This is a genomic window from Streptomyces sp. TG1A-60 (genome assembly GCF_037201975.1).
Classification (GTDB): Bacteria; Actinomycetota; Actinomycetes; order Streptomycetales; family Streptomycetaceae; genus Streptomyces.
Genome location: NZ_CP147520.1, coordinates 6,493,353 through 6,511,684 on the forward strand (window position 1 = coordinate 6,493,353; position 18,332 = coordinate 6,511,684).

The following is an 18,332-nucleotide window of genomic DNA, read 5'->3' on the forward strand; positions in this document are numbered from 1 at the left end:
CCTATCCTGCCTCCTTCCCGTCGAAGAGGGCGAGGGCGGTGCCGACGAGACCGACATGGCTGAACGCCTGCGGGAAGTTACCCAGCTGCCGGCCCGCGACGGGGTCGTACTCCTCCGCGAGCAGTCCCACGTCGTTGACCAGTCCCACCAGCCGCTCGAACATCTCGTGCGCCTCGGCCGTACGGCCGGTCATGTGCAGGGCGTCCGCCAGCCAGAACGAGCAGACGACGAACGTGGCCTCGCCGCCGGGCAGCCCGTCGACGGAGGTGGTGGCCGCCGTGAGGCGGTCGGTGCTGTAGCGGCGGACGAACCCCTCGTGGCACAGCTCCTCGCGGATCGCGTCGACCGTGCCGATCACGCGCGGATCGTCCGGCGGCAGGAAACCCATGCGGGGAATGAGCAGCAGCGCCGCGTCGAGTTCGCGGGAGCCGTAGGACTGGGTGAAGGTGTTGCGGTCGGCGTCGTAGCCGCGCTCGCACACCTCGCGGTGGATCTCGTCACGCAGGGCACGCCAGCCGTCGAGGTCGCCGGACAACTCCGGGTCGTCCTCCAGCGTGCGGACGGCCCGGTCGACGGCGACCCAGGTCATCACCTTGGAGTGGGTGAAGTGCCGGCGCGGCCCGCGCACCTCCCACAGCCCCTCGTCCGGCTTCCGCCAGGCCGACCGCAGAAACTCCATCAGCGCGCACTGCATCTGCCACATGTCCGGCCTGCCGGGCAGACCCGAACGCCGGGACACGAACAGGGAGTCCATGACCTCGCCGTACACATCCAGCTGCAACTGGTGGACGGCGTCGTTGCCGACCCGGACCGGACGCGAGTCCTCGTAGCCGGACAGCCAGGGCAGTTCGTACTCGGGGATGCGTCGCTCACCGGCCAGGCCGTACATGATCTGCAGGTCGGCCGGGTCGCCCGCGACCGCGCGCAGCAGCCAGTCGCGCCAGGCCTCTGCCTCCGCCTGGTAGCCGCAGGACAGCAGCGCGCCGAGGACGAGGCTGGAGTCGCGCAGCCAGCAGTGGCGGTAGTCCCAGTTGCGGACGCCGCCGATCTCCTCGGGGAGGGAGGTGGTGGCAGCCGCGACGATGCCACCGGTCGGGGCGTAGGTGAGGGCCTTGAGGGTGATCAGGGAGCGGACCACGGCGTCCCGGTGCGGTCCGTCGTACCGGCAGTGCCCCGCCCAGGCCCGCCAGTCGTGGAGGCTGGACCGCAGCGCCTCGTACGGGTCGACGAGGCGGGGGCGGGGCTCGTGCGAGGGGTGCCAGGTCAGCACGAACGCGACCTTCTCACCCTGCTCCACCGTGAACTCCGCGTACGTGGCCCGGTCCTCGCCCCACGACCGCACCCGGGGCTCGCTGCGCAGCCACACCGCGTCCGGGCCCGCGACCGCCACCCGGTGACCGTCCGACCTGCGCATCCACGGCACGACCGAGCCGTAGTCGAAGCGGAGGCGCAGGGTGCTGCGCATGGTCACCCGACCGGACAAACCCTCCACGATCCGTACGACGTCGGGGGCGCGGTCGCGCTGCGGCATCAGGTCGGTGACCCGTACCGCGCCCTCGTCCGTCTCCCATTCGGTGTCCAGGACGAGTGAGTCCCGCCGGTACGCCCGCCGGGTACAGGCCTGAGCTCCTTTCGGCGCCATCCGCCAGTGCCCGTTCTCCTCGTCGCCGAGCAGCGCGGCGAAGCACGCGGCGGAGTCGAACCGGGGCAGACAGAGCCAGTCGATGGAACCGTGGCGGCTCACCAGCGCGGCTGTCTGGTGGTCGCCGATCAACGCGTAGTCCTCGATGTGGGAGTGCACGGGGGACGGGTTCCCGGAGTGGGGGGTGATCAGTCCGGGAACCCGCCGATCATCCCGGTCCCGTCCCGGCCGTCGTGCCGCCCACCCCGGAGAAGATCACTCCCGGGTCGGACGGGGCCTGGTTGAGGACCCACAGGCCGATCAGGGTGGCGAGGGCGAAGACGAGCAGGACGAGGACGGCGAGGACGAGGCGGCGGCGGCGTTCGCGGCGGAGCCAGTCGCCTCGGGCAGTGCGGTAGGCGTCGGGGGCGGCGTGGACGCCGCCCGCCAGTGCGGCGAGAGCCTCGGCCAGCTCCCGCTCGGTGCGGTCCTGACCGGTGTCGTTGCCGGTGGTGTCGTTCATCGCCGGGCCTCCATCGCCTGGGTCAGGGCGGCGAGGCCGCGTGCGGTGTGGGTCTTGACCGAGCCGCAGGAGATACCCATCGCCGCGGCGATCTCGCTCTCCTTCAGCCCGAGCCAGTGGCGCAGTACGAGCGCCTCCCGCTGCCGGGCGGGCAGTTGCTGGAGCGCGCCGATCAGCACCCGCTGGTCGTCGTGGAGCAGCGCGGTGCTCTCGGCGGAGGCGACCGGCTCGTCCGCCGGCGTCTCGACATGTTTGCGGGCGACCTGGAGGTGCCGTATCCGCATCCGGGTGAGGTTGCAGACCGTGGAGCGTAGATACGCCTCCGCCGCCTCGGCGTCCCTGAGGCGCCGCCACTTGCGGTAGATCTGGTAGTACGCCTCGGCCACCACGTTCTCGGGGTCGTCGGTGCCCAGCAGCACCGCGAGCCGCAGCATCGAGGAGTAGTGCAGCTCGAACAGCCGGGCGACACCGGCCTCGCGCTCCACGTCGGCGGAATCACCGAGGGCGCCCGGCGGCAGTGCGGGGTGCGGCACCAGCGGCTCGGCGGCCGGCGCGGAGGAGCCGCCCAGGTGGTCGGCGGCCGGTGCGGACGGGCCGCCCGGTGGCTCGGCGGCCGGCGCGGCCTGGCGGCCCAGGGGCTCGGCGGCCACCGGGGCCTCGGCCGCGTGGCGGCCCGGCACGCGTATGTGCTGTCTGCGTCTCACGGGTTGCTCGCTCCCGTCTCGGGGCGCCGCCTGACGGTCAGGCGGGACGGTAGGTCGGTCGCGTCGGCGCCGCGCGGGACGCCGAGCCGTTCGAGGACCGTGGTGCCGATCACGGCGACGGTCAGATTGAGCAGGAGGGCGAGCAGACCGGCGTAGATCTCCAGCGAGCCGCCGCCCAGGAGCACGATGGACGAGAACCCCTCGCGCACCACCAGGAAGGTGCCGGTCACCATGCCCACGGCCCACCCGGCGAGCAGCGCCCTCGGATGCAGCCGCCCGGTGAACAGGCCGACCGCCACGGCCGGGAAGATCTGCAGGATCCACACCCCGCCGAGGAGCTGGAGATTGATGGCGTCCTGGTCGCGCAGTCCGAACACGAACGCCACCGCCCCGACCTTCGCGGTCAGCGACACCGTCTTGGCGATGCGCACCTGCCGCTTGGGCGTGGCCGTCGGCTGGAAGTACTCGACATACACATTGCGCACGAAGCCGGTGGCGGCGGCGATCGACATCACGGCCGCCGGGACCAGCGCGCCCACCGTGATCGCGCCGAACACCAGTCCGGCCAGCGGCCCCGGCATCAGCCGGTCCACCAGCATCGGCACGGCCGCCTCGGCACCGCCCTCGGGCGCCCGCACCCCCGCCGCGAGCGCCGCGATGCCGAGGAAGCCGAAGAGCGCCAGGAGCCCCGTCCAGGCGGGCAGCGCCACCGCCACCTTGCGGACGGTACGCGGCCCGTCGGCGGCGAACCCGGCGGTGAGGACGTGCGGGTACATCAGCAGGGCCAGTGCCGAGCCGAGCGCGAGGGTCGCGTAGGCGGGCTGCTGCTCGGGGGCCAGCAGCAGACCCGGTCCGCCCAGCCGCTCGGCCGCCCCGTCGAAGACCGGGCCCGGACCGCCGAACCGCCTGAGGACCAGCCAGCACACGGCGGTCAGCGACACGAAGACGGCCACCGCCTTCAGCGCCGAGATCACGGCGGGCGCCCGCAGCCCGTGCCGGTAGGTCGCCACCGCGAGCCCCGCGAACAAAGCCACCATCACCAGATCACCGGCCGCGCCCCTCGGGTACAGGCCCCCGGCCGTCAGCACCGCCCTTATGCCGAGCAGTTGCAGCGCCAGATACGGCATCGTCGCGAGGATCCCGGTAAGCGCCACCACCAGGGCGAGCGGCGCCGAACCGTACCGGCCGCGCACGAAGTCCCCGGCCGTCACGTACCCGTGGCGCCGGGCCACCTCCCACAGCCGGGTCAGCAGCACGAAGGCGAGCGGGCAGACGATCACCGTGTACGGCACCGCGAAGAAGGCGGGCGCCCCGTTGCCGTACGCCAGGCCGGGCACGGCGGTGAAGGTGTACGCGGTGAAGATCGTGCCGCCGAGCAGCAGCCAGGTCCACACCGGGCCGAGGCTGCGGTCGGCCAGCGCCCAGCTCTCCAGGGAGGGCAGCCGGTCGCTGGGGCGCAGCCGGCGCGCGGTGACGGCGAGCAGCGACGCTCCGCCGATCACGGCGATGAACGTCGCGGTCATGGCAGCGTCCGCCATGGATCACCGTCCTTGGTGTGCCTGGCCCTCACCTGATGGTTGCGCGGACGGCCGGTTCGGAGGACAGGGAACCGGCGGGAAATCTTCTGGGAATTCGCTGTCAACCGATCCCGGCGGGTGGGCAACTCTTGCACAGACCCACAGGAAGCGGGAGAGGAGCGCAGGTCATGGCACGGACCGGTCATCACCGGCTACGGCGCGTCGCGATCGCCGTCCTGCTCCTCGCACCCGCCGCGGGACTGCTGTGGGTCCCCTGGTACGCCGGTGCCGCGCCACGGCTCGCGGGCACGCCGTTCTTCTACTGGTACCAGCTCGCCTGGGTGCCGGGATGCGGCCTCTGTCTGCTCGTCGCGTACGCGCTGACGGACCGACACCGAGACCGACATCGCTGAGCAGCACCTTCCTCTCGCCGCCTTTCCCTTCCTTCTTGTCGTCCCGCTCGCCGCACACCCGTCCAAGTCAGGAGCCGCCATGCCTACGTCAGCCATGCCCGAGTCCGGTCGTGAGGCGCCGGAAAGATCCCGGATGTCGCCCAGATCGATCGCGCTCTGGATCGCCGTCGCCCTTGTCGGCGCGACCGGCTGGGCCGTGCTCGCCCTCTCCCGCGGCGAGGAGATCTCGGCCGTCTGGCTGCTCGTCGCGGCCCTCGGCTCGTACGCGATCGCCTACCGCTTCTACTCGCGCTTCATCGCCCGCCGGGTCCTCAAGGTCGACGACACCCGCGCCACGCCGGCCGAACGACTTGAGGACGGCGTCGACTACCACCCCACCGACAAGCGGGTGCTGTTCGGCCATCACTTCGCGGCCATCGCCGGCGCCGGACCGCTGGTCGGCCCGGTCCTCGCGGCACAGATGGGCTATCTGCCGGGCACGATCTGGATCGTCGCGGGCGTGATCTTCGCCGGCGCGGTCCAGGACATGATCGTCCTGTTCCTCTCCATGCGCCGGGACGGCAAGAGCCTCGGCCAGATGGCCCGCGACGAGATCGGCAAGGTGGGCGGTGCCGCCGCGCTGATCGGCGTCTTCGCCATCATGATCATCCTGCTCGCGGTCCTCGCGATGGTCGTCGTCAACGCGCTCGCGGAGTCCGCGTGGGGCACCTTCTCGGTCACCATGACCATCCCCATCGCCCTCTTCATGGGCTTCTACCTGCGCTACCTGCGGCCCGGCCGGGTCGTCGAGACCAGCTTCATCGGTGTCGCGCTGCTGCTGCTCGCCATCCTCGGCGGCGGCTGGATCCAGGACTCCTCGCTCGCCGAGTACTTCGTGTGGAGCCCCGAGACCCTGGTCTTCTGCCTGGTCGGCTACGGCTTCGTCGCCTCCGTGCTCCCCGTGTGGATGCTGCTGGCCCCGCGCGACTACCTGTCGACCTTCATGAAGGTCGGTACCATCGCCCTGATGGCCGTCGGCGTCGTGATCGCCGCCCCGAACCTCAAGGCCGAGCCGGTGACCGAATTCGCCTCCACGGGCGAGGGGCCGGTCTTCGCGGGCTCCCTCTTCCCCTTCCTCTTCATCACCATCGCCTGCGGCGCCCTGTCCGGCTTCCACGCCCTGGTCTCCTCCGGCACCACGCCGAAGCTGATCCAGAAGGAGTCCCAGGTCCGGATGATCGGCTACGGCTCCATGCTCACGGAGTCCTTCGTCGCCGTCATGGCCCTGATCGCCGCCTGTGTGCTCGAACCGGGCCTCTTCTACGCCATGAACTCCCCGGCCGCGCTGCTCGGCCCGACCGTCGACACCGCCGCCGAGGCCGTGAAGAACCTCGGCTTCACCATCACCCCGGAACAGCTCACCGCGGCGGCCAAGGCCGTCGAGGAGGAGACGCTCGTCGGCCGCTCCGGCGGTGCGCCCACCCTGGCCGTGGGCATGTCGGAGATCTTCTCCGGGGTGTTCGGCGGCGCCGGCATGAAGGCCTTCTGGTACCACTTCGCCATCATGTTCGAGGCGCTGTTCATCCTCACCACGGTGGACGCCGGCACCCGCGTCGGCCGCTTCATGCTCCAGGACATGCTCGGCAACGTCTGGAAGCCGATCGGCCGCGTCACCTGGAAGCCGGGCATCTGGATCACCAGCGCCCTGGTCGTCGGCGCCTGGGGCTACTTCCTCTACGCCGGTGTCACCGACCCCCTGGGCGGCATCAAGCAGCTGTTCCCGCTGTTCGGCATCGCCAACCAACTGCTGGCCGCGGTCGCCCTGGCCGTCACCACCACCGTCCTGATCAAGTCCGGCAAGCTGCGCTGGGCCTGGGTCACCGGCATCCCGCTCGCCTGGGACGTCGCCGTCACCTACACCGCGGGCTGGCAGAAGATCTTCTCCGACAACCCGACGATCGGCTTCTTCGCCCTGCGGGACAAGTACGCGGCGGCCATCGACAGGGGAGAACTCCTGCCCGGCGCCACGAACATGGACGACATGCACACGATCGTGCTCAACAACACGGTCGACGGCGTGATCATGGCCGTCTTCCTGCTGCTGGTCCTCACCGTCCTGGTCAACTGCGCCGTGGTGTGCGTCCGCGCCGTACGGTCCCCGGTCCCGCTGCCGACGACCGAGGCGCCGTACGTCGAGTCCCGCATCGACACGGAGGACTCCGAGAAGCAGTTGGTGGGAGCCCGCCGGTGACCGCCCGCACCGCCCGCCACTGGGCGCGCACCGTGCGCTGGTACCTGCGGGAACTCACCGGGGAGGCCCAGTACGACCGCTACTGCGAGCGGCACCGGAGCCATCGACCGGGGGAGCCGGTGCCGACGCGGAGGCAGTACGACGTACTGCGGACACGGCACCGGGAGGAGCACCCGGAGGGCCGGTGCTGCTGACGCCGCGGTGCGAGCAGCGGCCAGAGGGCCGCTTGTGCCGAACCTGTGGATAGCTGTGGGCAAGCGTGCCGCTGGGGCGGCGTCCGTCCCACGAAGAGCGGTACCCCGCCGGCGCGGGCGAGCGAAACCCGCCCGCCCGCGCCGGCGGGCGACCGGCAACCCCACGGCGCCCACTGCCTCCCTTCCCCGGCCCCGAACCGGCCCCGAACCGAACCGGCCCCGAGATGCTGAGACGCCGATCCTTCCCGCTGATCCGCCCCGAACTCGACGACGACCCCCTGCACACGACCCTCACCGAACTCCGCCCCGCCCAGCAGCTCCACGGCCTCGGCGCTGGCCGCACCCGCCCCCCATGGGAACCGGTGGCCGACCTGCTGCGGACCACGGGACGCGACTGGGACCGCAGGGCGCACCGGCTCGCCGTACTGGCGCAACGCCTGCCCGCCGCGATCTCGCAGCGGTGGATCTCCGACCGCCCGGACGACGGCGACGCCCTCACGCTGCGCGCCTTCGTCGAGTCGGGCGGCTCAGCGTCCTCGCCTTCGCCCTGACCCGCGCGCACCGGCCGGCCGAGGCCGGCCCCGTCTTCCGACGCCTCGGCCGCCATATGACCCACCACCCCTGGGACCTGTTGCCCGAGCCGGAACGGACCTTCGCGTACTGGCGGGAGAGGGCGACCGGCCGGGGGCGGGCCTGAAGAACCGGCTACGCCCGAGCGGGTGCCGCTTCCGTCTCCTCCCGCGCGGTGGCTGCGGCCTCCTCGCGGTCGCGGCGCTCGCGGCGGGCGAGGATCACGTAGCCGATGGGGATGCCCGCGGCGAAGAGCCACCACTGGAGGGCGTAGGCGTAGTTCAGCGCCGCGTTCTCGTCGCCGGGGCTGCCGAGCTGTTGCGGAGTGTCGTCCTTCGGCTCGGGCGCCGTCTGCGCGAGGTAGCCGCCGAGGACCTCGGCGCCGAGGCGGTCCGCCTCCCGCTCGCTGTCGATCAGCATGATCTGCCGGTCCGGCAGGCCCTTGAGATCCTTGATGCCGCTCGCCTCGGTCGTCTCGTCGGGCATCAGCCGCCCGGTGACGGTGACCTCGCCGAGGGGCGGCGCGGGGATCTCGGGGAACGCGGTCTGGCTCGGGCCGTCCGCGGGGATCCAGCCGCGGTTGACGAGCAGGAGCTTGCCGTCGTCGAGGACGAACGGGGTCAGCACATGGAAGCCGACCTCGTCGTCGGCGTTGGTGCGGCGGCGGACGACGACCTCGTCGTCGGTGTCGAAGCGGCCCTTCGCGGTCACCGTGCGGTAGCGCTCCGCGCTGGTGACGGTGTGCCCGGGGGAGGTCAGCCGCTCCACGGGCACCGGCTTCGCGGCCAGCGCGTCGGCGACCAGCTGGTTCCGCGCGGTGCGCTCATCAAAGCGATGCATCTGCCAGATGCCCAGCCTGACCATCGTCGGGATCAGGACGAGCGCGAGCAGAGTGAGGATCACCCACTGCCGGGACAACAGGAAGCGGTACACCCCACGACCGTACAACTCGGTCGTGGGGTGTGTTCGGGCGGGTGTGCGCTCGGACCTCGCAGCATCTCCCCGGGAAGGTTCTGGGCCTGCCGGCCGAGCGGCGCACCACCGGCGGACAGGAGGTAGCGGAAGTGCATGACGAAGGAGAGGAGTACGGCGAGGCGTACGTCTTCTTCGTCACCGGGGCCGCCGAGGCGGATCTCCCGGCCGTCGCGTCTCGCGTGGCTGTAGCTGGCCGAGAAGGTCGATGTGGTCTTCGCGTAGTTGTTCGGCGGCCCAGGGGGCGATTGGATCGGGGATCGAGTCGCGTTGGCCACTGCGGTATTCGAGGAGTTCACGGTCGGCGTTGCCGCTGATCCAGACGAAGCGGTCGCCGAGAGAGGGCAGCCGGTCGAGAACCTGGGTCGGTTGCGGGCCGGCGGTGATGTCGCCGGTGAGCACGATGCGGTCGGCGGCGCTCACTTCTGGTTCGGGCGAGCACGGCCTCCAGGCCTCGCGTGACGATCGAGTCCGACGCCGGTGTCCGCACGCGGTACCGGGCGCTGCTGGCGTCGTCACACTTCGGGATCGCCCCGTTCCGGCCGGGCTGCCCGTGGCCGATGTCGGTGGTCGACTGCCAGCCGACGGGGATGCCGGTCATCGCGCCACGTATCGGCTGGCTGGCCGAGCACGTCGATGAGGGCCTGCTGTTCGACACGGCGGACGACTCGTCGTGCCGGGCGCCCACCGGCCCGGCGGGCAATGACCAGCTACGCCGACCAGGTAGAACGCCTGGCCGGCAGAGCGCCGTCAGCTTGCGGATGCCCGCCCAACCCCTGACGATGCGGCTTATGACACGTTGCGAAGTGTGTGGGAATGACTACGAGCTGGCGTTCACTGTGGAGACCCAGGACGGGTCACGTCACGTCTTCGATTCGTTCGCCTGTGCGATCCACCGCATGGCCCCCATCTGCGAGCACTGCCGTGTGCAGATCATCGGCCAGGGCGTCGAGGTGGAAGGCCACTGGTACTGCGGCGCCCACTGTTCGCGTGCAGAGGGAAAGGCCGGCATCGTGGACAGGGTTGGTTCTGCCGTATAAGTAGGCCCCTCCCGCGTGGAGGGCCCCGGCGTTTGTCACACAGCGATGAAGACCGGTTCGGCTCGGGCCGCGTCGAACCGGCCGCCGCGACTCTTGGCGGGATGAATGAGTACGGCCGGGAGCCCCTTCCGGACTATGATCCGCTGCCGCTCGATCGACAGGCTCTCCAGCCGTTCTCTTGCATCTGAGATGTGATGTGTAGCTTCGCATCTCGCCATGGGCCACAGGGTGCGGCGGCCGACGCGGCACGGGCGAGCGGACGGCGGGTGAGTCGCCGCCAATCACCCGTACGGCCGGCCAGGTGTCGCCCGCACCGTTCAGGCGTCGTCGAAAGCCGGCCGGGCGGGCTCCACATCGCGCAGCAGCTGACCGAACGCCGCCTCGTCGATCACCGGCGTCCCGTACTGCCGGGCCTTGACCACCTTCGACGTACCCGAGTCGGGGTCATTGGTGACGAGCAGACTGGTCACCCGCGACAGACTCGTCGCCACATGCAGCCCCGCCTCCGCCGCACGGTCCTCCAACAGCTCACGATCCACCGAGGTGTCCCCCGAGAACGCGACCCGCATGCCCTGCTTGAGAGGTTTACCCTCCTCGTACCGCCCGGGGTTGGGATAGGGGCACGCGGGCCGTTTGCGCGAGGGCCGCCAACTGCCGGACCGATAGCCCCCGGGGGACCCGTAACCACCAGAAGTCCCATGGCCGCCGGATGCCTGCCGCCCGATCGTCGTCGAGCCGTACCACTCCGTCAGCGGCCGGCATTCGAGCAGCGGCAGGCGCACGCCCCGGTTCGCCGCCGCGTGCAGACTCGGCCTGAACGCCTCCGCCAGCACCCGCGCGTCGTCCAGCGCGTGGTGCGCTCGCTGCTGCACGACCCCGAAGTGCGCCGCCAGCGACTCCAGCTTGTGGTTCGCCAGCGGCAGCCCCAGTTCCTTCGACAGCGCGATCGTGCACAGCCGCTGCCGTACCGGCGCCTCGGTCTCCGCGCGCGCGTACTCCCGGGCGATCATCGACCAGTCGAACACCGCGTTGTGCGCGACGAGCACGCGGTCCGCGAGCCGGGACGAGAACTCCTCCGCGATCTCCCGGAAGAGCGGCGCCCCTTCGAGCACGTCACTCGTCAGCCCGTGGATCCACACCGGCCCCGGATCCCGCTCCGGGTTCACCAACGTGTACCAGTGGTCCTCGACCTCGCCCCGCGCGTCCAGTCTGTACACAGCCGCCGAGATGATCCGGTCGTCCCGGGCCAGCCCGGTCGTCTCCACGTCCACGACCGCGTACCCCGGTGGATACGCGATTGGCCAAGGCGCTTGCGACGCTGCGGTCGTGTGGTCTTCGAGCATGGTCCATGAGGATACGGGCCGGGACCGACACCGCTGCGCGCGCCCGGCCGGGGAGCGGGGGCGCGCGTCCGCACGGTGCCCAACGCCACCCCGGCGGCGGGCACTTGGCCCGGCATCCGCGCCGGCTCGGCCACCGGGTCCCCGGGCGTCGGCGCTCCCAGGCCCTCAGCCGTCGACCGGACCCGGCAGCAGCCGGTACGCCGTGCCGGTCGCGCCGATGCACGCCGCCGTGCACCAGGGCGAGGAACGCGTGCTTCTTCGCGGCGACCTCGCCCGCGTGAGCGTCGGCCCGCGCCGCCGAACCGGCGAACTCCCGTTCCTGCGGCGCCTTTGGTCCGCGCACCCCCGGGCCGCCGAACGCCGTGTCCGCCTCTCCGTCGTCACGACCGTACCGCCGGCGTGCGACGGCCTTCTTCACCCGGGGCGGACGGACCGTGCCCGGGGATCACGTCGACCACACAGCTGAGCGGCGTCGCGTCCCCGCCGCCCGCCCGGTCGTCTCGGCGGCCGAGGCCGAGGCCGTGACGTTCGGGCGGGCGGTGAGCGCGGTCGCCATGGCCATCCCGAGCGGGACCGCCGCCAGACGGCGCGAGCGCTGGTGAGGCGACGCTGCCAGGCCGGACTCCGGCTCGTTCGCGAAACGAGCGCTACGAGCTGTGCGGGAACCCGGTCCCGCGAGGTCTTGGTGCTCCCCGGGCGTCGGGGCGTCTACCTCTTGACGGCCTTGAGTGCGTCGACGATGCCGAACCCGTAGAAACCGTTCACACGCGGGCCGCCCTCACACACCGCGTCCGGAGTGCCGTCGCCGTCCTGGTCGTACGTCTCCGGGCAGGCCTCCTTGTCCGCCTGCGCCTTCAGCAGCCACTGCAACTGCTGCGGGCTCGCCCACGGGTGCGTCGACTTCAGCAGCGCGGCGACACCGGAGGCGTGCGGCGCCGCCATCGACGTGCCCTGCAGGTAGCCGTACTCGCCGTTCGGCATGGTGGACAGGATACGGCCGTTCTTCGACGGCGTGTCCGGGATCTGGTAGCGGCTGTCGCCGCCAGGCGCCGCGACGTCGACGACGCGGTTGCCGTACGTGGAGTAGAACGACTTCTCGTTCTTCACGCCCGTCGCGCTCACCGTCACGATGCCCGGCAACTGGGTCGGAATGTCGAGGCACTCGCTCGGGTCGATGGTGCGCTCGACCGGGGTGGAGTCGTTGGGGCTGGAGTCGTCCAGGATCGCGTCGGAGGCGAGGTCGTGGTTGGAGTTGCCCGCCGAGGCCAGGTGCAGGGTGCCCTTCCTCGTGGCGTACTTCTGGGCCCGGTTGACCGCGTCGACGATGGCCTTCTGGTCCGGGTGGTCCACGCAGTTGTAGAGCCACGGGTCGATGTAGTAGCTGTTGTTCGTGATCTCCACGCCGTGGTCGGCGGAGAACACGAACGCGCAGACCATGGCCTCCGCGTAGAACAGGCCGTTGTCGCGGTCGGTCACATTGATGCTGGAGACCTTCACGCCGGGCGCGACACCGGCGACGCCGACGCCGTTGCGGGCCGCGGCTATCTCACCGGCCACGTGCGTGCCGTGGTAGTCCTGCGGGGTGTACGGCCGCCAGGACCCTTCGCTGGTGTCCGCGACACCGCCGTCGCAGTTGGCCGACTGGGACTTGGAGAAGTTCGGCGCGAGGTCCGGGTGGGTGTCGTCGACGCCGGTGTCGATGACGGCGACGGTGACCTTCTTGCTGCCCGGGTTGATCTTCGCGGCCTTGTCGGCGCCGATCGAGCGCAGGTCCCACTGGTCGGCCTCAAGGGGCTCGGCGTCGGGGATGTCCGCCGAGGCGGCCTCCACCTTCGCGGCCTCCACGTCCGTCAGGTAGTCGACGGCGCCCAGGTCCGTCGTACCGGCGGGGGTCAGCGGTGAGGTCCGGGTGGCGCCGGCGGACTGCACACCGCGCGCGGCGCGGATCGTCTTCGCGAACTCCGGGTCGGCCGAGTGGACCACGATCACGCCGATCTTGGTGTACGTGATCACGACCTTGCCGCCGGCCGCGGCCACCGCGCGCTTCACCGAGGCGATCGTGCGCTTGTCGGTCTTCGTGTTCACGACGTACGAGAGGTTCGGGCCCTGCGCGGTCGCGGTGGTGGACTCCGCGATCGGGGCCGCCGAGGCGACACCCGGCAGGAAGCCGAGCGAGGCGGTCAGCGACAAGGCGACCGGCACCGCGAGTGCGAGCCGTCGCCTGGAGCGCAGATGAGCCATGGGGTCTCCACATCATCCGGAAACGAGAGCCGGCCCGGACAGAGTGCTGCCTGGGCAGGTACATGACGTTGGTGCAGCTCGAAGCTATCCCTCGGCCTCCGTGGCCAGCAATCACTTCGCGGAAGGGAGGCCGAAGTAGAGGGGTAACCCTCGAAGTCGACGCACGTCCGGACCGCTTCCGCATCGGTTTTCGAAAGAAACACGCGCGGTTGAACCGGTCCTGGCGCGTCACCGTGACGTTGTGCAGGGAGCCCGAGCACGATCGCGCACCCGTCACCGTGAGGAACAGAGCAGAGCCCATGTCCGTAACCAACCCGTCCCCCGACCCGACGGAGACATCGTCCCCATCCACCGTCGCGAAGGCGGCGGAGACGCGAGGAGATCCCGTGGCAACCGACGCACCGCCCCCTTCGAAGGCAGAGCACCATCTCCCCTCCCCCGAGGAGTTCGCCGCGGTCCATGAGAGCGCCGAGTTCGCCGAACTGCGCCGCTCCTACCGCTCGTTCGCCTTCCCGCTGACCGTCGCCTTCATCGCCTGGTACCTGCTGTACGTCCTGCTCTCCAACTACGCGGGCGACTTCATGGGCACCAAGCTCTTCGGCAACATCAACGTCGCCTTCGTCCTCGGCGTCGCCCAGTTCGTCACCACGTTCCTCATCGCCTGGTGGTACGCGCGGCACGCCGCCGCGAAGCTCGACCCCAAGGCCGAGGCGATCAAGTCCCGGATGGAGGGCGGCGCATGAGCCCCGTACAGCAGACCTTTCTCGCCGCGAACGAGGCCAGCCAGCACCGGCCGCTGATCATCACCCTGTTCGCGCTGTTCGTCGTCGCGACGCTCGGCATCACCGTCTGGGCCGGCCGCCAGACCAAGGACGCCGCCGACTTCTACGCGGGCGGACGCCAGTTCAGCGCCTTCCAGAACGGTCTCGCGGTCTCCGGCGACTACATGTCGGCCGCGTCGTTCCTCGGCATCGCGGGCGCGATCGCCCTCTTCGGCTACGACGGCTTCCTGTACTCCATCGGCTTCCTGGTCGCCTGGCTGGTCGCCCTCCTGCTGGTCGCCGAGCCCCTGCGGAACTCCGGTCGCTACACCATGGGCGACGTCCTCGCTTACCGCATGCGCCAGCGCCCCGTGCGCACCGCGGCCGGCACCTCCACGATCGTCGTCTCGATCTTCTACCTGCTGGCACAGATGGCGGGCGCGGGTGTCCTCGTCTCCCTGCTGCTCGGCATCACCTCCGACGCCGGCAAGATCCTCATCGTCGCCCTCGTCGGCATCCTGATGATCGTCTATGTCTCCATCGGCGGTATGAAGGGCACCACCTGGGTCCAGATGGTGAAGGCCGTGCTGCTCATCGGCGGCACGATCCTCATTACGTTCCTGGTGCTGCTGAAGTTCAACTTCAACATCTCCGATCTGCTCGGCACCGCCGCCGAGAACAGCGGCAAGGGCGCCGCCTTCCTGGAGCCCGGCCTCCAGTACGGCGGCTCCGGCATCTCCAAGCTGGACTTCATCTCCCTCGGCGTCGCCCTGGTGCTCGGCACCGCCGGCCTGCCGCACATCCTGATCCGCTTCTACACGGTGCCCAACGCCAAGGCCGCCCGGAAGTCCGTGAACTGGGCGATCGGCATCATCGGCGGCTTCTACCTGATGACCATCGCGCTCGGCTTCGGCGCCGCCGCGCTGATCTCCCAGGACGAGATCATCGCCTCCAACCCGTCGGGCAACACGGCGGCCCCGCTGCTCGCCCTGCACCTGGGCGGCGTCGACTCGACCTGGGGTGCGATCCTGCTGGCCACGATCTCGGCGGTGGCCTTCGCGACCATCCTCGCCGTCGTCGCGGGCCTCACCCTGGCCTCGTCCTCCTCCTTCGCGCACGACATCTACGCCAACGTCATCCGCAAGGGACAGGCCTCCGGCGCCGAGGAGGTGCGCGCCGCCCGCTGGGCGACCGTCTTCATCGGCGTCGTCTCCATCGGCCTGGGCGCCCTCGCCCGCGACCTGAACGTGGCCGGCCTGGTCGCGCTCGCCTTCGCGGTCGCGGCCTCCGCCAACCTGCCGACGATCCTCTACAGCCTCTTCTGGAAGAAGTTCACCACCCAGGGCGCGCTGTGGTCGATCTACGGCGGTCTGATCGTCGCCGTCGGCCTGGTGCTGTTCTCGCCCGTCGTCTCCGGCGACCCGAAGGCGATGTTCCCGGCCGTCGACTTCGCCTGGTTCCCGCTGAAGAACCCGGGCATCATCTCCATCCCGTTCGGCTTCCTGATGGGCTGGCTGGGCACCGTCCTGTCCAAGGAGGAGCCCGACACCGCCAAGTACGCCGAGCTGGAGGTCCGGTCCCTCACGGGCACCGGCGCCCACTGACCGGCTCTCCGCCCGGGGCCGTCGTAGACACCTACGGCGGCCCCGCGTCGCGTCTTGTGGGATCGGGCCTGTGCTGTTGTCAGCGGGGTCACGTAGGCTCGCAGATGTCGGAGAATCCGTGATCCGTGATCCGCGACCGAGATCGGAAACTCGTTCGCGATCAGCAAAGACGAGGGAGGGGGCCCACGTGCTCATCGACACCTACGGCCGAGTGGCCACCGACCTGAGGGTCTCGCTGACCGACCGGTGCAATCTGCGCTGCACGTACTGCATGCCCGAGGAGGGTCTGCAGTGGCTGGCGAAGCCCGACCTGCTCGACGACGACGAGATCGTCCGCCTCATCGACATAGCCGTCCGCACCCTGGGCGTCACGGAGGTCCGCTTCACCGGCGGCGAGCCCCTGCTCCGCCCCGGCCTGGTCGGCATAGTGGAGCGCGTGGCCGCGCTGGCCCCTCGCCCCCAGATGTCCCTGACCACCAACGGCATCGGCCTCAGCCGCACGGCACCGGCCCTGAAGGCGGCCGGCCTGGACCGGGTGAACGTCTCCCTGGACACCCTCCGCCCGGACGTCTTCAAGACCCTCACCCGCCGGGACCGCCACAAGGACGTCCTCGAAGGCCTGGCCGCCGCCCGCGACGCCGGCCTCACCCCGGTCAAGGTCAACTCCGTCCTGATGCCCGGCCTGAACGAGAACGAGGCCCCGGACCTCCTCGCCTGGGCCGTCGAGCACGACTACGAGCTGCGCTTCATCGAGCAGATGCCCCTGGACGCCCAGCACGGCTGGAAGCGCGACGGCATGGTGACGGCGGGTGACATCCTGACCTCCCTGCGCACCCGCTTCGACCTCACCCCCGAGGACGCCGACGAACGCGGCTCCGCCCCGGCCGAGCGCTGGCTCGTCGACGACGGCCCCCACCGCGTCGGCGTCATCGCCTCCGTCACCCGCCCCTTCTGCTCGGCCTGCGACCGCACCCGCCTCACCGCCGACGGCCAGGTCCGCACCTGCCTCTTCGCCCGTGAGGAGACCGACCTCAGAGCCGCCCTGCGCTCGGGCGCCCCCGACGAGGAGATCGCCCGCATCTGGCGCCTGGCGATGTGGGGCAAGAAGGCCGGCGCGGGCCTGGACGACCCGTCGTTCGTCCAGCCGGACCGCCCGATGTCGGCGATCGGGGGCTAGCCCCCGGATTCGTCGGGCCGGGGCTTCTCCCAGTCCGACAGGGTCACCACGTCCTTCAGAAACCCCCGCACCCCCAAGAACTGGGCCAGGTGCTCCCGGTGCGCCTCGCACGCGAGCCACGTCTTGCGGCGCTCCGGCGTGTGCAGCTTCGGGTTGTTCCAGGCGAGCACCCAGACCGCGTCGGCACGACAGCCCTTGGCCGAACAGATGGGGGAGGACGGATCCGAGCCGGGGACGTCGAGGAGGTTCACACGTCGACCCTAGCCGCTGACAAGGCGACGCCGAGCAGCCACGGGGGGAGCTGCCCGGCGTCGGTCTGTCGCTCCGACGGGGGATGCGGAGCGCGTTTGAAGTATGTCACGGGTCACCCTCTGCCCGGCACAGGAACTCCATGATTGATCTGAGCTTTTCTTGAGCCTGGCGCGTGGTCTTACTCCGCTTCGTCCCGTTCCCGGCGCTCAGGCCGGCCCGCGCGGCTCGCTCCGGCGCCCGCCCGCGGGGTCGGCCGCGACGTCTTCCGGGACGGATTCCGCGAGGCGCCCCTCGTCGGCGAAGTCGCCCGAGCGGGAGCCCTCCGGCCCCGAGGTCGGCGCGATCATCGGACGCACGGGCGTGGTGACGAACGTCGACGGCAGCGAGGGCGCGTTCTCCCGGCCCGCGTTGGCGATCACGACGGCGATGTACGGCAGCACCGCTCCCAGCACCAGCGCGACGACCGCGACGTGCCGTTCGACGTTCCACAGGACCGCCGCGGCGATCACCGACAGGGTGCGGACGGACATCGAGATGACATAGCGCCGCTGCCGACCGCGAACGTCGTCGGCGAGCCCCTGCCGGGCACCGGTGATCCGGAAGACCTCGGCATTGCCCTGCTTCCGCATGACGTTCCACCACCCGCCTGTATCGGACGCTCCCGGCTCCTGCCGCGCCGCCCGTGCCCGCTGCGCGGAACGGGGTCCGGACAAGCTCCACGGTACGCCGCGTCCGCGCCGCCTACGAGACCGGGTCACCTCCCCCGGGAGTGGACGACATGCGCCGTACCGCGTACGGCCGCGCCCGACATGCGCCGTATCGGAGGCGGGCGGACACTGGCCGAAATGTTCACGTCGAGCCGTACGAGGAGGCAGCCATGGGCTGGCTATGGGCGATCATCGTGGGATTCGTACTGGGCCTGCTGGCCAAGGCGATCATTCCGGGCAAACAGCACAGTCCGCTCTGGCTGACGACGATCTTCGGCATCATCGGCGCCATCGTCGGCAACGCCCTCGCCCGGGCGTTCGGTATCGACGAGACCGCAGGCATCGACTGGGGCCGTCACGCCCTCCAGCTCGCCGCCGCGGTCGTCATCGTCTTCATCGGGGACATGGCCTACATGGCGACCCTGGGCAAGAGAAAACAGCGAACCTGAGCGACAGCGTGCCC

Annotated in this window: 19 protein-coding genes and 1 pseudogene; 10 read left to right on the forward strand and 10 right to left on the reverse strand. The window is 70.7% G+C overall.

Annotated elements, in window-relative coordinates:
- Position 1: 1 nt before the first annotated feature.
- From WBG99_RS28300 to WBG99_RS28315, 4 genes are all read right to left on the reverse strand, one after another.
- Positions 2-1,801 (reverse strand): glycoside hydrolase family 15 protein, encoded by a 1,800-nt coding sequence (locus tag WBG99_RS28300; RefSeq protein ID WP_338899012.1) that lies wholly within the window; start codon positions 1,799-1,801, stop codon positions 2-4.
- Positions 1,802-1,850: 49 nt separating this feature from the next.
- A complete protein-coding gene (locus WBG99_RS28305; protein ID WP_338899013.1) occupies positions 1,851-2,144 on the reverse strand; it encodes a hypothetical protein in 294 nt (97 codons plus the stop codon).
- Positions 2,141-2,680, reverse strand: a complete 540-nt coding sequence (locus WBG99_RS28310) for a sigma-70 family RNA polymerase sigma factor (protein WP_338900514.1) — start codon at positions 2,678-2,680, stop codon at positions 2,141-2,143. The genes WBG99_RS28305 and WBG99_RS28310 overlap by 4 nt, the downstream gene beginning before the upstream one ends.
- A gap of 164 nt (positions 2,681-2,844) precedes the next feature.
- Positions 2,845-4,386 carry a sodium:solute symporter gene (locus WBG99_RS28315; protein WP_338899014.1) on the reverse strand — a complete coding sequence of 514 codons (1,542 nt, stop codon included), beginning with the start codon at positions 4,384-4,386 and terminating at the stop codon, positions 2,845-2,847.
- A 167-nt stretch (positions 4,387-4,553) separates the two neighbouring features.
- Between WBG99_RS28315 and WBG99_RS28320 the strand changes: the two genes are divergently transcribed.
- From WBG99_RS28320 to WBG99_RS28335, 4 genes are all read left to right on the forward strand, one after another.
- Positions 4,554-4,778: a DUF3311 domain-containing protein gene (locus tag WBG99_RS28320; RefSeq protein ID WP_338899015.1), complete on the forward strand. Its 225-nt coding sequence runs from the start codon at positions 4,554-4,556 to the stop codon at positions 4,776-4,778.
- Between the two features lie 79 nt (positions 4,779-4,857).
- A complete protein-coding gene (locus WBG99_RS28325; protein ID WP_338899016.1) occupies positions 4,858-7,008 on the forward strand; it encodes a carbon starvation CstA family protein in 2,151 nt (716 codons plus the stop codon).
- Positions 7,005-7,202: a YbdD/YjiX family protein gene (locus WBG99_RS28330; protein ID WP_338899017.1), complete on the forward strand. Its 198-nt coding sequence runs from the start codon at positions 7,005-7,007 to the stop codon at positions 7,200-7,202. The genes WBG99_RS28325 and WBG99_RS28330 overlap by 4 nt, the downstream gene beginning before the upstream one ends.
- A gap of 224 nt (positions 7,203-7,426) precedes the next feature.
- On the forward strand, positions 7,427-7,753 hold the full coding sequence (locus WBG99_RS28335; protein ID WP_338899018.1) for a hypothetical protein: 327 nt from the start codon (positions 7,427-7,429) through the stop codon (positions 7,751-7,753).
- Between the two features lie 154 nt (positions 7,754-7,907).
- Here WBG99_RS28335 and WBG99_RS28340 read toward each other — a convergent pair whose 3' ends face one another.
- Positions 7,908-8,705 (reverse strand): SURF1 family protein, encoded by a 798-nt coding sequence (locus WBG99_RS28340; protein ID WP_338899019.1) that lies wholly within the window; start codon positions 8,703-8,705, stop codon positions 7,908-7,910.
- A 237-nt stretch (positions 8,706-8,942) separates the two neighbouring features.
- Positions 8,943-9,234, reverse strand: a pseudogene (locus WBG99_RS28345) (metallophosphoesterase); the annotation flags it as partial.
- Between the two features lie 301 nt (positions 9,235-9,535).
- Between WBG99_RS28345 and WBG99_RS28350 the strand changes: the two are divergent.
- Positions 9,536-9,784 carry a hypothetical protein gene (locus WBG99_RS28350; protein WP_338900515.1) on the forward strand — a complete coding sequence of 83 codons (249 nt, stop codon included), beginning with the start codon at positions 9,536-9,538 and terminating at the stop codon, positions 9,782-9,784.
- A 317-nt stretch (positions 9,785-10,101) separates the two neighbouring features.
- Here the strand turns inward: WBG99_RS28350 and WBG99_RS28355 are convergent, their stop codons facing one another.
- The gene (locus WBG99_RS28355; protein ID WP_338899020.1) at positions 10,102-11,127 is read right to left on the reverse strand and encodes a DEDDh family exonuclease; all 1,026 of its coding nucleotides are present in this window, start codon (positions 11,125-11,127) and stop codon (positions 10,102-10,104) included.
- 434 nt (positions 11,128-11,561) lie between these two features.
- Here WBG99_RS28355 and WBG99_RS28360 point away from each other — a divergent pair, with 434 nt between their 5' ends.
- A complete protein-coding gene (locus tag WBG99_RS28360) occupies positions 11,562-11,729 on the forward strand; it encodes a hypothetical protein (RefSeq protein ID WP_338899021.1) in 168 nt (55 codons plus the stop codon).
- Between the two features lie 106 nt (positions 11,730-11,835).
- On the opposite strand, the gene WBG99_RS28365 is transcribed toward WBG99_RS28360, so the two are convergent.
- Positions 11,836-13,368: a S8 family serine peptidase gene (locus tag WBG99_RS28365; protein ID WP_338899022.1), complete on the reverse strand. Its 1,533-nt coding sequence runs from the start codon at positions 13,366-13,368 to the stop codon at positions 11,836-11,838.
- Positions 13,369-13,754: 386 nt separating this feature from the next.
- On the opposite strand from WBG99_RS28365, the gene WBG99_RS28370 reads away from it, so the two are divergent.
- The 3 genes from WBG99_RS28370 (at position 13,755) to moaA (ending at position 16,910) form a co-directional block, all read left to right on the forward strand.
- A complete protein-coding gene (locus tag WBG99_RS28370; protein WP_338899023.1) occupies positions 13,755-14,111 on the forward strand; it encodes a DUF485 domain-containing protein in 357 nt (118 codons plus the stop codon).
- Positions 14,108-15,733 carry a cation acetate symporter gene (locus WBG99_RS28375; protein ID WP_338899024.1) on the forward strand — a complete coding sequence of 542 codons (1,626 nt, stop codon included), beginning with the start codon at positions 14,108-14,110 and terminating at the stop codon, positions 15,731-15,733. The genes WBG99_RS28370 and WBG99_RS28375 overlap by 4 nt, the downstream gene beginning before the upstream one ends.
- Positions 15,734-15,920: 187 nt before the next feature.
- The gene (gene moaA / locus WBG99_RS28380; protein WP_338899025.1) at positions 15,921-16,910 is read left to right on the forward strand and encodes a GTP 3',8-cyclase MoaA; all 990 of its coding nucleotides are present in this window, start codon (positions 15,921-15,923) and stop codon (positions 16,908-16,910) included.
- On the opposite strand, the gene WBG99_RS28385 is transcribed toward moaA, so the two are convergent.
- On the reverse strand, positions 16,907-17,161 hold the full coding sequence (locus WBG99_RS28385; protein ID WP_338899026.1) for a hypothetical protein: 255 nt from the start codon (positions 17,159-17,161) through the stop codon (positions 16,907-16,909). The genes moaA and WBG99_RS28385 overlap by 4 nt on opposite strands.
- Positions 17,162-17,368: 207 nt before the next feature.
- Positions 17,369-17,791: a DUF3099 domain-containing protein gene (locus tag WBG99_RS28390; RefSeq protein WP_338899027.1), complete on the reverse strand. Its 423-nt coding sequence runs from the start codon at positions 17,789-17,791 to the stop codon at positions 17,369-17,371.
- Positions 17,792-18,039: 248 nt separating this feature from the next.
- Here WBG99_RS28390 and WBG99_RS28395 point away from each other — a divergent pair, with 248 nt between their 5' ends.
- Positions 18,040-18,318, forward strand: coding sequence for a GlsB/YeaQ/YmgE family stress response membrane protein (locus WBG99_RS28395; protein ID WP_338899028.1), 279 nt, complete (start codon positions 18,040-18,042; stop codon positions 18,316-18,318).
- Positions 18,319-18,332: the final 14 nt, after the last annotated feature.